Below are 13,567 nucleotides of genomic sequence, written 5' to 3' on the forward strand. Positions count from 1 at the left end.
GACATCCCACCCCTGAGGAGAAAACACCATGTCATCCAAGAACGACCATGTTTATAGCGCCATTGTTATCGGGGCCGGTTTCGGCGGTCTGGGCCAGGGAGCCCAATTCGTCCAGGACGGTCTGGACGACTTTCTGATCCTCGAACGCGGGGCTGATGTCGGTGGTGTATGGCGCGAGAACACCTACCCCGGTGCCGCCTGTGACACCCAGGCGCTCGTCTATTGCTACAGCTACTTCCTTAACCTGAAGGTCTCCCGGATGTTCGCCGGGCAGCAGGAACTTCAGGGCTACCTGCGGTCTCTGGTTGAAGAGTTTGGCCTCGGAAAGCACATCCGCTTCAACCGGAACATCACGGCAACCGAATGGGACCAGGAGCGCCTCCTGTGGACCGTGCACACCACCGACGGCGCTCGGTTCCTGACCCGATCCGTCGTCGCAGCCTGGGGCCAATTGAACGAACCGAACATCCCGGCTTTCCCGGGCATCGAGTCCTTCGAGGGCGAGGCCTTCCACTCCTCCACCTGGCGCCACGACCTGGACCTGACCGGCAAGCGTGTCGCATCGATCGGCTCTGCGGCAACCGCCGTGCAGTATGTCCCCGAAGTGGCCAAGATCGCTTCAAACCTCACGGTGTTCCAGCGGTCCGCCAACTACATCCTCCCCCGCGATCAGTACGTTTTCAGCGACGAGGAGACTGCGGCGTTCCTGGCGGACCCTGAGATCTACCGTCAGAAGCGACAGGAGATCCACGAGTTCCGCGAGGCTGGGTTCGAACGTACCCGCCGGCACACGGCCGCGTCCGAGGAAGGCGTCCAGCAAGCACGGCAGCACCTCGAAGCGCAGGTTGCAGATCCTGAACTCCGTGCCAAGCTCACGCCTGACTACGATTTCGGCTGCAAGCGCATCCTCCGCAGCGATGATTTCTACCCTGCACTGACCCGCGAGAACGTGGAACTCGTGACCGAGAAGATCACAGAGTTCACGCCGAGGGGCATCCTCACCGCCGACGGCGTCGAGCACGAGTTTGACGTCATCATCTACGCCACCGGCTTCAAGAGCCACGCATTCCAGGGGTCGATGCGCGTCGCAGGACGCGACGGGATCCGCCTCGACGAGCGGTGGGGAAACGCACCGGAGGCATATCTCGGCATCACCGTTGACAACTTCCCCAATCTCTTCCTGGTCTACGGGCCGAACACCAACCTCAACCACAACTCAGTGGTGTCCATGCTGGAGGCCCAGCACCGATACATTTCCCAGGCCGTCGAATACCTCGCTGCCGATGAAACGAGGATACTGGAAGTCGACCGCAGCGTTCTCGACAAATTCAACGCCCACGTCCAGGAAGAGCTCGATAAGTCCGCCTTCTCCTCCGAATGCTCCTCTTGGTACAAGAACGAGGACGGCCGAGTCATCAACAACTGGTCCGGGACCGTTAACGAGTACCGGGCCCACACACAGGATCTCCAGCTCGACGACTACCTCCAGCTGGCCGAGACCGGTCCAGGCAAATGACCAACCACGATCCGTTCACCGGAAGGCCCGTTGCTGAGGACGCAGCCGCGGTCTTGGAGGGTTTCCGGGCCTCCGGTGGACGCTCCTTCCACACCTACACCGTGAGCGAAGTGCGTGACCTGTATGAGCGCAGTTGCGCCGCAAACGGCCTCATCGGAGACCCGCTGTCTGCCGTTTCCGACTTCAACGTCGACGACTTCGGCGTGCGCGTCTACGACCCTCAGGTCTCCCGAGGTCCCACCCCAGTCGTGCTGTTCCTCCACGGAGGCGGCTGGGTCATGGGAAGTCTCTCCACCCACGACGGGCTGTGCCGCAGGCTTGCCGCCCTGACCGGCCTGCCAGTCGTGGCTGTGGACTACCGGCTGGCCCCGGAGCACCCGTATCCGGCAGCCATCGAAGACAGCCGCGCCGCACTTCACTGGCTCTTCTCCGCAAGAGAGGTTCACGGCCTGGACATATCCAACGCCGTGCTGGTCGGCGACAGTGCAGGAGGGCAGATGGCCGCGGTCCTGGCCATCGAGAACGCGACAAATAACAGCCCCGTGCACGTCTCGGCCCAGGTCCTGATCTACCCGATGGTGGACCTGACCATGTCCACCCGCTCCTACGCGCGCGTCGGCGAGGGGTTCCCCCTCGTAGCGGACACCGTCGCCTGGTTCGCGGATACCTACTTGCCGGAAGGAACGGATCGAACACTGCCCGATGTCAGCCCCGCCCTCGCGCAGCTGCCCGCCGGGCTTCCACCGGCTTTCGTCATCACCGTGGACAACGATCCGCTTGCCGACGAGGGCGCGAACTTTGCTGCGGCCATGGCGCGGGCCGGGACGGAAGTGCACTATCAGCACCTCCCCGGATACGCCCACGGACTGCTGACTTCCGCAGGCCGTGTCCAGCGTGGAGAACAGAAAGTGGACGAAATCGCCGCTTTCATACGCCGCCGTGCACTAGTAAAGGTCACGGGAGGTGCAAGCGGTTTCGAAACGGTGTGCCGCTTCTAGCACCCGAGCGGCGGATTACCACGACTGCAACCAAGTACCAAGCGCTCACAGCGCAGACGGAAGGCTTTCCCTCAGGGGCCTTCCGTCTGCGTACTGGTCGCTCCTCATGCCGGGCACGAACAGTGCACGCTATCGGTTCAACCAACAGCCCCTAACCTTCGATACCGAGCATCTAAGGTCTCGTAGTCGCCTTCCATGATCAGACAGATCTCATTTCGGAGAGACGCGTCCTGCAGGAAGCCGGAGGATTGAGTCTTTCCGCTCCCGCCTCCGGCCCAGTCGAGCCGGTGCTCCTTCAACCAGAATCCGGCGCGACCGTCGTGGGTCTCGAGTACGTGACCGCCACCGGCCGTATGTCCTCGACACTCGAGGTGCCGATGACGGGGATGGGGTTCCTGACCTGTCGGCCTTGCGGGCCGACTGCTCGATGGAGGAGTGATACGTGCCGGGGCTCAGCCGGCTCTACCGACGAATGCAATAAATCATATTTAATCGCTTCTGAACCCGTACGGCACCCTAGGCGCTGTGACGGCCGGGCAAGGCCCCCAGGCGTGTCGGGGTCTCCCCCTACCCCCTGCCGGAGGGCTTGCCATGCCAAGGGCTTGAGTTCAGCGGCTATGCATGGGCGCCGTCAAGGGTGTAGTGGCTCGTTGCGCCTTGTCCGCATCGCACGACACGGGGCACAGTTTTCGTGTAGTCGGAGCTCACAAGGGATGGTGCTCAAGTTGTGTCGAGGGTGGATCCTCGAGCCCGCTCGGCGGTGACTTCTCACCTCGGCGCAATCGCAGCGATCCCTAGCGGGGCCAGGGCGCAACGGCGCGGTTTTCGTGGAAACGGTGCGGCGACTAGTTTCGATGAGCCATCGGAAGACCCCAGTCGGATTTCGGTCCAAGGCTCTTCAACCATGTTCCCGCCCACGCAGGGGAATCCAACCCAGTGCCGTGAGCCACCCACGCGTTGCGCATCTTCCCGGGTTTCGTCCTGTGCGGGCGCGATTTTAGGGAGCATCCCGGAAGGTAATCTCGGGAACGCCGACGAGTTTCCTCCATTGCGAACGTCGTGGCAGGTCCAGCCGCCTGACATGAGAAATCGGTCGCGGCCCGTGGCACTGGCGGACAGGGTCGGCTTGGCAGGGAGGGCTCGTCGCAAGACATCGGGGTGCAGACAACTTGCTGCACAACGTTGGAACTGCGAGTGCGCGGATTGACCACCGTCGCGTGTTGGCACGGAGACGCGAGGCGCCTCCTGGCCTTCGCCATATTGGAGGGACGCAGGTGCCCGATGGTCCGGCCTGTGCGTGGACACAAGAGGCGGAGGGGCGTCCGGGCGGGCGCCTCACGGCGCGCTCAACAGGCCGCTAGCCGCAGCGGTCCTCGGCACCGCAAGGGCGTCCTTGGAGAGAGGCTCGGATGTGCCATGATGCGCGATCGCTCCCTTGGAGAAATACAGGTGCAAGGTGATTACCAGCTCGTCCTGGCAAGAGACGCAGGTGTGCCGGGCGGACGAAGGAGCCCCGGGCGGTGGAGCTCGATGCCCCTTCGACGTGGTGGAGGATCTCCTGGTCGGCGCCAGGATGCGCCTCAGAGGCCCTGTGGTGCTGAATTTTGACGCTGTGAAGTGTGTCCTCAACCTGGGGGGCTTGGAGGCCCGGGGCGGCGATCTATCGGCCACCACACCCGAGGACGTCATGGCCGTGGCGCCCTCACTTCCGGCGGGCGAGAACAGTTGCGTTAGGCTCTATCCACCGCCCCTTCGGGGTGGGATACTCAGCCATGATTGCGCTGTTGGCAGTGTTGGTGGACGCCATAGGGTACATCCTGTTGGCCATCTTCTGCGTGATACTGCTCATCATCAGCGCGCACCGGAATGCTGTAGCACGTCGGCCCGTTTCCGCCCGCGGCCCCGCTCCCATCCCCACGGCACTGCGGGAGTTCTACGAGGAGCCCCCGCCTCCGGCGCCCAAGCCCAGGCTTGCTCCGGCCGAGCCTGTGGTTTACATGCGCCGGTGGGGCCTCCAGCGCCAGAAGTGGGAGGCCGAGGAGAGGGACCGGTGGAACGCGGACTTCGATCGGCTCGACCGCCTGGCTGCCGCGAAGGCTGAGAGAGAAGAGGCCCACCGGAGGGCAAAAGGCCCAGGCCTCGCGGAACGACCCCGCCGAACGGGCCCGCAGGGAAGCTGAGGAAGAGGAGAAGCAAAAGGAACGCTTCGCCGAGTTCCGCCGCAAACTCCAGAACCTGTGAGGGCATCCCCTACCAGGTCTTCGACTTGGTAGGGGATGCCCTGTCAAGGCCGCGGAGGCCGGGCCCGACAGCAGAGAGGGGAGTCACCCCCACCCTTGCGGGGTGCTTGCGGAGAGCTGCCGTGCCGTCCGATTTACGGGCAGCCCATGCTGCTGCAACGAACAGCTCAGCGTCCAAGGCGGCCCCGCAGGGCCGCCGGTTGTACGTAGGGTCATCCGTTACCTGTTATGGACGCTGACATGGGGATCGGTGTCCACCCTGGACTCAAGCTATCGGCCGTGGCTCTGTCCCGGACCGCACGTTGGTCACGCAAGCGCCAACTAGGGCTGAGTCCAAGGACGTGCCGGCTGGCACCCCGTAAACCCAGCCTGGCAAAAACTGGCACCTGGCGGGGCCGTGTTCCTCGCGCACTAGCCGTATGGGCGGCCTTAGAAGCGCTTTTTCTTACAACGGTGTCGGCGCTCCAATGGTCCTGGAACCTGAGCTGTTTATAGAATCGCTCCTGCCGCGCCGACTATGCCGCCTGTATGTTATCTACCCCCCCATTACTGGACGTCAGGGTCTGCAAGGGTCCGAATACGGTAAGGAAAATTCTTGAACCAGGCTGCCGCTCAAGCGGCGGATACCCTGGCGGCAGTTCCACGGATGAGGTAGTGGAATGCCCGTTCAATGATTTCGCTGTCATCGTCGAAAAGCCCAAGGCCTCGATTGCAGTTTGGGCACAGCAGACCACGGACGCAGTTCCCGCATGACGCAGGGCCGGGGCAACACTTGTGGTTATGGTCTATGGCCAGGCGTTTACCACCGGCCGCCAAGGGCTTTTCACAGAGTGCGCAACAACCGTTCTGGGCTGCCAGCATGGCCTCGTAATGATCAAGGTCGATGCCGTATTTTGCCTTCATCCTGTTGGATGCCTGGCATCGCCGACACAGGTAGTTCAGCCCATCCCTCGCCGTGGACGAGGCGCTGAAGTCCGCCTCAGGCTTCCATTCATGACACGTGTTGCAGAGCTTGTTTCCGACCGGGTCGCGGTCAAGCACGGAATTGCCACGATTGGGTTTCGACTTCAAATGGGTGAGGGGCTGGCCGTTCTGTTGTTGCCGCCAATGGTGCTGACACAGGCCTTCGCAACCGGGGGCATCGTTATAGCGGCAGCCAGGGTATTGGCATCGGGCGGCTTCCCCCCTCTTGCGTACTAACTTGAGGGGCGTCAGTTCCTTCTTGTTGCGGTGCTGGCCATAATGGCCGCCGCACAGACTCAGGGATTTGTTCTTTATGGGGCGGCCGCAAATCTCCCCGCCGGGCCCAGAGCCGATGCAGGGACCGTCCGGGGTGTTGACTTTCCTGATCGGCTTGAGGACGCCGTTGTTGTTCTTGTGTTGTCTATCGTGTGGCGAGCAGAGGAGTGTGTCCCGGGCTTCCGCGGGGCGGCCGCACAACTCGTTGCCGTCCTGGCCAGGGCCACTGCATGTTTCTGTTAGCGGGGGGAGGCGGGGCTCGATGGGCCCCATAGAGCCGCGGCGATTCAATTGGTCGTAATGGGTCTTACAAACACCGTCGTCCTGTCCCACCGGGCGGCTGTACACGCGGCGGCCGCAAAGTCCGCCGTCTTGGCCCGGTCCGGTACATGTGGATTTTTCCGTCCTCGTCCGAAGCGGTTGAAGAGCCTTGCCCTTGTTCTTCTGGAGCTGGTGAGAGACGCACAGATCCGACGTCTTCGTGTCGGTAGGTTTGCCGCAGAACTGTTGGCCGTTCCGTCCGGGACCGACGCAGGCGCGCGGCCCGGCCGGGAATTGTCGTCGTGATTCAACTTCCACCCGCATGTCCCTCCCGGAATCCTCGACGGCGTTTCCGCCATTCACTGCTGTCATGTCCTCGCTCCTCACTGCCGCTAAAGGCTTGTATGTATCACTAGTTGAGCAGACAAGGCTGACAATATTAGTTGACATGGATAAGTGCCCACTCGCCCGAACCAGTCGTCCGAAGAGCAGACGCTCCGCTGGACCGCCCGCAGGCAGAGCGTGGGAGCAAGGATCAGGGAAATCCGCCTAGCCCAAGAACTGTCGCAAGAGGCCCTGGCGCTGGAATCGGGACTAAGCCGAAACATGATCATCGGGATCGAATGGGGCCGCAAGAGCGTCGCCTACGAGCGCCTATGGGACATAGCCGACGTTTTGGCCGTCCCCGTGACCGAGTTCCTCAGGGAGCCCAAGGGCCCGGCAGCAAGCACGCCGTTTCGAGGCGGTCGCCGACCAATGACCGGCGGTGGCAGCTAAGGCCCGCAGACACCCCCCGAAACTGTTGAACGCTTTCGAGATCGACGGCACTTGAGGGTGGCAATCGAAGGTACTGGCAAGGAGCCCCTTTAGGGGCGAACAACTCCTAGCGGTCTTTGATGAAATATTCCAGTCAATAACTCTGTCGTCGGTTTTCCTATGAGACGATGCACCCACAATCACGCATATTCGATGCATGAATTTAATCAATGGGGTCTCACACAATGAAATACACCAAGTCCTTGGTGCTCGCTGTCCTGATTGCGTCTGCCGGTCTCGGCCTGACCGCATGTTCAGGCACGACAGCATCCGCTACGGCCACGGCACCGAGCGTTGCTCCAGTCACGCCCACTACAGCAGCCAAAGCCGCGGATCCGGCCAAGTCGTCTCGCGGAAACATCATCAAGAACTTTGGGGAAGGTGCGGGTATTACGGACACCACAACCGGCAAGTCGCTGGTCAACTTCACGATCAACTCCATTAAGCCGGGAGCCTGCACTGAGAAGTACGCATCCGCACCCACGAACGGCAACATCGTGATCGTTGAAGTCAGCGCGGAGACGACACCCGACCTGGCCGGGGCCATCGTCAAGACCTACTCGATGAGCAGCTACGACTGGAAGTTCATCGACGCGAACGGGACTACCTTCAACGGCAACTTGGGCTCGACTGCCACCTATGGCTGCCTGCCGGATGGCGCAACCTTCCCGTCCGCTGGTATGGGGCCGGGTGAGAAGGTCACAGCCAAGCTGGTCCTGGACGTGCCCGCGCCGACCGGAACGCTGGTGCTCAAGGCTCCATTCTCCAGCACGGGCTGGGAATACAAGTTCTAAACCAAGCAAATGTTCAGGGGGACATCATGACCGAAAACAACACCGAACCACAACAAGCCCCAGCTCCGTCTTATCCGGGCGCGGGGACTCCGATGTACCAAGCGCCCACCGAGTTCTACAGGCCGCCACAGCCGGCCCCGGTAGAGCCGAAGGGTACGGGTCGCAAGCGGTTCGTCCTGCCGGCTACTCTCCTGCTGGGTGGGCTCTTGGTGGGCGGGGGTATCGGGGTTGCCAACCGGCCCGCACCTGTTGTGGAGGTGCAGACTAAAACGGAAACCAAGACAGTGAACGTCACGCCCGCGGCCTGCGTTGACGCGCTTGACCAAGCAGACTCCGGATTTACCAGCGTATCGCAGGCTATCGGTTACATGGGTGACGCCATTCACGGGGCGGCTTCATTCGACGTGGCCGCGATCAACAAGGCCAACAGTTCGATGGACGGCTTGCAGCCCGAGTTGACAAGGATCATGGGTAAGTATCGAACGGCAAGGGACTCCTGCCGGGCTTCTAGGTGATTCGAAGGAAAGTCGTGGCCGCCCCTCGCGGGGGGTCACGCCCTTTTGTCTGGACCGTGTGCGAGACCGCTCTAAGTTCCGCAGTTTCAACCGCCTGGCTTAACTGGCCGAAACCAAGGAATGTTTCCGGCGCGCGATGCGACGTGTTGGATCGGGCGACCCTACGCACCACTATTTTGAAGGAATTGTTATGAACAGCCAAAAGCCACTTCTAATCGTCTGCTTCCTGGGCGTTGCAGCACTAACAGGATGCGCGGGGGGCACAGCTTCTGCTTTGGCAGCAGCCACTTCGACACCGACGCCCACCAAGACGGTCCCGGCAAACGGCGAACACTATAGTTCGGTGGCCTCGCTCGAATCCGCATTCGTAAACGTCGGCGGCGGCTGCTCAGGGTTCACCCAGACCAACCAAGTGACCCGGGCCGCCGAATCTGGGACATGCGGGGCCGGATCCGTCCTTTCTATCTATTCCTCGGTGACAGATCGGGATGCGGTAGTTGACGGCATGAAGCAGTTCGCTGACATGGTTGGTATGAACGTTCTCGTTGGCGAGAACTGGATCATCAACGACAAGAACGTGGCGCAGTACCAGTCCAAGCTAGGTGGAACCCTAGTCACCAGAACAGCGACGAAGTAGAACTGGAGGCGACTGCCGTACAACGGCCGTCGCCGAAGGTGCTCGGCTGCCTGTGTCGCCACTCCGCTGGGGTTCCTGGCTCACCGCCCCGACATGCAGCCAACCGCCTCGTGCTGCCCTAACTCATCCGGTAGACCAATCGGCCTTTCCTGACCGCATCCCCTTTGTTCCTTATCTGCCGCGCTTGACCCTCCACAGTGATGATGGCACTTGTTTGGTCGCTATCAACGTAGCCCCCAGGGTGGCTACCCCTAGCCGGAGTGGCATGGCGCGCGGTCAAGCCAGAGTTTAGTAACGGATTTCAACGACCAGTTCTCAAAGGGGAGCAACCCAAACACATCGCTCTTCGCTCCGCGGACTGGCCAGCGCGCGGGACCATCGGCTTGTCGACGTCCGGTGACCCTGTTTCGACGAGCGTCAGACTTAACGTGATCGTGCATCGGGCTAACTACCACCGAGGATCTAGAACCGGTCGTGCTTCGGGCACCTGAAACGCCTGCTTCCCGCCCGATGCCGCCACTGGTGTCTACGACGCCTCAACCGTCGGTGCATGTGGGCGGTCAGGCGCCCGTACGCTGAAGCCCGCCTTTCCCTTTGGTGCAGCGGCGTGGGGAAGGGCCCACGAGAAGAGTGTTGCGATGTCCTCCGGATTAACTACGTCCGCAGCCAATGCTGCGGGTTCGGAGAATGCGGTTTGGCCGTTCCACTGGTCGGCGGCGAGGGTAAGTATGATGGCCCCGGTTGTGCGGGAAGAAGGATCGTTCAGCTCCTTCTCCTTGGTGTATTGGTCTTCAAGGGGCTGTCGTGTCCATTGAGACGATCCAGAAAAGTCTCCGCGTTCGCGTCTGTTTCGTTCAATAATGGGGAACTTGCTAGCTCCCGTCTCATCGAGATCAATCATCCGCATGACCGGATCTCTTGAAGGAATTGCTATGACAACTTTGAAGTCGGTGATGCTTCCCTTGCTGATGGCTTCTTTGACGAATTGAATGTCCGGATCAGCAAGACCTGGTTTGCTCCACTCGAATAGAGATAGTGCATCAAGAACGACCTGTGCTGGCACGAGACCTGTTTTGGCGTCGAAAGAAGAGAGCTTGTTGGCGGCCGTTCTGTATTCGAACGTTTCCCTGTTGGTGAGTCGGTTGAGCACGGGCACCATTGCCCTCAGATTTTCGCGGTTCTTGCTTTGCTTCGGATCCCGGGGCGGCAGAAAGAAGAAGTCCTTGAAACGGTCACCTTTGGCGTATTGGACGATTTGGGCGTTGTACATGCGGCTGCGTGCGGTCGGCCTGAGCCAAGGCAAGCTTTGTGATACGAGCGGCGGAATGTCGATGGGGCGTACCTGTGGCTGTCCATCTTCATCCAGTTCAGCGAACTGTTCGAGCTGATCTCGAAACTCTTCCTCGTCGCCGATAATCGACTCGAAAGCTTCGTAAAGGTCATATGGCTTAGGGTTCCTGGCCGACGCCGGGACATTTCGTGCGATGTATAGCCGCACCAGGTCTCGATAACCGGGTCGGTACCCGAACCATCGGCCCATCTGCATCAGGGTGTCGGCGGCTAGTGCTCTTCGTGAGTACCAGGTCACGGTGAGACCTTCAATTGTGTAGCCACGGGAGAGCTTTGCCCCACCTACCAGTATTTTCCACACGGGCCCCTTCTGGAAGTCGGCGCCTGCCTGGGTGTATTCGCTGTCTTTGTCGCCGTTTACGACCGCAATTGGACGGAGGCCGTCCTCGACACGCTTCACGACTTCGGGGAGGTATACCGCGACGTCGTCAAATGAAGAAGGGATCTGATGTGTCCGTGGATCGGGAAACTCAGAGTCGGTCCTCTGCGTCAGTTCCTGCATGACCACGGCGAAGTCGTTTGCCCAAAGTTCGGCCATACGATCATATCCGTCAAAGCCCAGATAATCCGATCGCTTCCATAGCAGGTGGATTTCGTCCGCGAGAGCGTTGTGCTCGACTTGCTTGACGGATTCATGGAAGAGCATTGTGTGGTGCTTGAAGTCGCCCTTACTGCCTCTGGCTTTGCGCCACAGCTTGATTGCTCCGGAGAGAACAAACGAATCCATGGCTCTTTGCATTTCGCGCTGCCTGAGCTCAGCGGTCTGTGACGTTGAGGATATGTTTCTTACATACGCTGCTTGGTTACTCGTTGCAGGGGTCTTGGTCTCGTCGGGTGCAAGGAGTAGATGACGGTCGTGGAAGGAGCGGCCTCCCATGTAGGCGTCGGGCGGAGTCAGACTGAAAATGAAGTCCTTGGGGTAGATGTCATCAACGTCAGAAGCATCAATGAAAACATTGGCGAACGGGGTCGCCGTGTATCCCACATACTGGGCCCGCGGCAAGATTCCCAAAAGCTCGGACAAGAGTTTATTGATGGCGGTCCGTTCTCGGGCCTGCTTATTTTCTTCGTCCTGTTCTTCTTTGGTGAGCTTCACAGGGGGCTTCTTGGTATTGATTCCGGCCTGATCAGCCTCATCATCGATGATCAGCGCGGGATAGTCCTGGGTGTTGCCACGGATCTGTTTGAGGTCTTTGATTAGCTTGCGCAGGACCGTTGCGTTCTTCTTGATCACGACGAGCCGGACCGGCGTGTCCCACAGGTTGTCCGGGTGGTAAATCTTCTGTTGGTTACGTATGTGTGATTTGTAGTCAAGAGCACTGAGGCCCGCTCTGAGTGACTTATAGTCGTCCGTGCTTTTTGTAAGGCGGATAATGTGGGGGACTCCAGGAACGCTCTCCGGGTCGTAGCCGAACTTTACAAACTGGTCGCCTGCTAACCAGTCTGCGTCCTGGTTCGCTATGTAGTCGATGTTTTCTCGCGCGAGTGCTTCGTCGGAGAGGTCAATCCCGCCTACGATGTTTTCGAAGCCAACGAGTTCCTTGTCTAGGCGCCGCTGGGTTTGGCTTCGAAGAAGCTCAAGGGTTCCGGTCAGTACGATGATGAGCCGGTAGCCGGCGTCGATCGCTTTGGCTACGGTGCCTGTAAAGTTGGCCGTTTTCCCACTTTGGACATGTCCTACGACAAGGCCTTTGGTTTGGTAGGTTTCGTCCCATGTGGGGTCGGCGAACCGGCTAACGATTTCCGTGGTGGATTCGTCCAACGCCACGATTGCATCGGCATCGAAGCCGCGGCGTTTGAGTATCCCTTGGTAGACGTCCCAGTAGTGGCTGCGCGTCCGCCGCTCCGATGAGTACCACGGCCATCGGCCGTCGTCGGTGGGATTCGCGACGATTGTGCCAGCGTTGATGATCGGGTAAAAGGAGTTGATGACATCAAATTCATGCTCGAAAAAGCCGAGTTTCCCGAGCACGTACGCGCGTCGTTCCCGGCCCTTCGGATGGGTAGCGGGTTTGGGCGCCTCGCTTAGCCACTGTGAATCGGTCGTCTGATCCCATCTGGACAACGCCAAACGGAATTCGACTTGGGCGGGATCGTTCGGATCTCCTTCCAGGGTCAGGAGATCGGTCAGCTCCGAAGGTGTGATCGTCTCGACGCCGTCTTCCTCGAGGGAGAAATTGACACGGTTGAGGAGTAGCTTCGGGCCCTTCTCGGCAATCATCGCGATGGCACTAGTGATTGCGTCTTTTCTGGTTTCTGTATTGGGCATCAGGACCTCCGTAGTCGCGAATTCGCATAGGCCGCAAACCCGTTTAGTGCGTCCGGGACCGAAGCCGGCTGTAGGTGTGAGACGTCGGTCCGATAAGAAATTTCCGATAGATGCTCGTAGTTGGGAATCGCCTGCCGTAGAGCAGAGTTCTGCAGCGAGGGGAAGCGTTCGTCTACGGGGTAAAAAGCTGGGCGGGAACGGAGTACGTACCTTGTGCGATATGACTCCACGTCGGACCACCTCCATCCAAGTCTGACCAAGTATTCGTCGAACGGCAGCGTATCGGGGCCAAGGAGGTTTTGAATATTGTCTACCAGCTCCACCAGGCTGAATGCGTTGTCTGCGCCGCCAGCCGCAGTGAGCTGAATGGAGAGAAACAAGAGAGAACGGTTCTCGGTGGGTTCAAGCTGGGTGGCTGATCCAATACGGTGAGTTCGCCGTTCTGATTTCGTCGTCTTGACTTCCAAGTCGAAGGTGTCGAACGAGAAATCGTGTTGTTCCGATTCTGGCCCCAGCCACGATGTTAAGGCCGAGACCGGGTCGATACTGCAGAGATACGTCAGCAGCAGCAGTTCTCCTAAGAGCCCGGTCTGCTTCTCGGAGCTCAGTAGCCTACGGCTCTGGATGAGCAGCTCGTATTCTTTGAGGCTGTGGGAGATCGCGCTGGAAAAGAAGTGGCCCTTCTGCAATTCCTCGGCGATCTTGGCTACGAACGAGTACGCGGCGTAGTGCATTCCACCGGCGGCGAGCCTGAGGACGAAGCAGTCCTGATTCGGGTCGGTGGCGTAGTCAATTTCAATGTTCTCGAAAGGACTGAGATCGGGGTTCGAACCGTCCCTCGGAACGCGAAGTTCCATGCTTTCGGTAGCGGGTTCGATGCGAAGCTCGCATCGAGGAACTTGTGAAAGCAGATGCACGACAGTATTTGGTGA

General features: G+C 60.0%; 10 protein-coding genes. 7 read left to right on the forward strand and 3 right to left on the reverse strand.

Annotated features, from left to right (window positions below):
* The first annotated feature begins 28 nt into the window (after positions 1 to 28).
* The 3 genes from AC3WJM_RS12410 to AC3WJM_RS12420 all read left to right on the forward strand — a co-directional run bounded on the left by AC3WJM_RS12410 (position 29) and on the right by AC3WJM_RS12420 (position 4,694).
* Entirely contained in the window at positions 29 to 1,516 is a 1,488-nt protein-coding gene (locus AC3WJM_RS12410; RefSeq protein WP_284991025.1) for a flavin-containing monooxygenase, read from the forward strand.
* Positions 1,513 to 2,514, forward strand: coding sequence for an alpha/beta hydrolase (locus AC3WJM_RS12415; protein WP_284991023.1), 1,002 nt, complete (start codon positions 1,513 to 1,515; stop codon positions 2,512 to 2,514). The genes AC3WJM_RS12410 and AC3WJM_RS12415 overlap by 4 nt, the downstream gene beginning before the upstream one ends.
* 1,772 nt (positions 2,515 to 4,286) lie before the next feature.
* The gene (locus tag AC3WJM_RS12420; RefSeq protein ID WP_492271989.1) at positions 4,287 to 4,694 is read left to right on the forward strand and encodes a hypothetical protein; all 408 of its coding nucleotides are present in this window, start codon (positions 4,287 to 4,289) and stop codon (positions 4,692 to 4,694) included.
* A gap of 672 nt (positions 4,695 to 5,366) precedes the next feature.
* Here the strand turns inward: AC3WJM_RS12420 and AC3WJM_RS12425 are convergent.
* Positions 5,367 to 6,626 (reverse strand): endonuclease VII domain-containing protein, encoded by a 1,260-nt coding sequence (locus AC3WJM_RS12425; RefSeq protein WP_492271990.1) that lies wholly within the window; start codon positions 6,624 to 6,626, stop codon positions 5,367 to 5,369.
* Between the two features lie 84 nt (positions 6,627 to 6,710).
* Here AC3WJM_RS12425 and AC3WJM_RS12430 point away from each other — a divergent pair, with 84 nt between their 5' ends.
* The 4 genes from AC3WJM_RS12430 (at position 6,711) to AC3WJM_RS12445 (ending at position 9,016) form a co-directional block, all read left to right on the forward strand.
* Positions 6,711 to 7,031: a helix-turn-helix domain-containing protein gene (locus AC3WJM_RS12430; protein ID WP_492271991.1), complete on the forward strand. Its 321-nt coding sequence runs from the start codon at positions 6,711 to 6,713 to the stop codon at positions 7,029 to 7,031.
* Between the two features lie 209 nt (positions 7,032 to 7,240).
* Entirely contained in the window at positions 7,241 to 7,864 is a 624-nt protein-coding gene (locus AC3WJM_RS12435; protein WP_492271992.1) for a hypothetical protein, read from the forward strand.
* Between the two features lie 26 nt (positions 7,865 to 7,890).
* The gene (locus AC3WJM_RS12440) at positions 7,891 to 8,379 is read left to right on the forward strand and encodes a hypothetical protein (RefSeq protein WP_492271993.1); all 489 of its coding nucleotides are present in this window, start codon (positions 7,891 to 7,893) and stop codon (positions 8,377 to 8,379) included.
* Positions 8,380 to 8,569: 190 nt separating this feature from the next.
* A complete protein-coding gene (locus AC3WJM_RS12445) occupies positions 8,570 to 9,016 on the forward strand; it encodes a hypothetical protein (protein ID WP_492271994.1) in 447 nt (148 codons plus the stop codon).
* A gap of 526 nt (positions 9,017 to 9,542) precedes the next feature.
* Here the strand turns inward: AC3WJM_RS12445 and AC3WJM_RS12450 are convergent.
* Entirely contained in the window at positions 9,543 to 12,635 is a 3,093-nt protein-coding gene (locus tag AC3WJM_RS12450; protein ID WP_492271995.1) for a Z1 domain-containing protein, read from the reverse strand.
* A complete protein-coding gene (locus AC3WJM_RS12455) occupies positions 12,635 to 13,492 on the reverse strand; it encodes a PD-(D/E)XK motif protein (protein ID WP_492271996.1) in 858 nt (285 codons plus the stop codon). The genes AC3WJM_RS12450 and AC3WJM_RS12455 overlap by 1 nt, the downstream gene beginning before the upstream one ends.
* Positions 13,493 to 13,567: the final 75 nt, after the last annotated feature.

This window comes from Arthrobacter sp. FW306-1B-G06A (genome assembly GCF_058781765.1).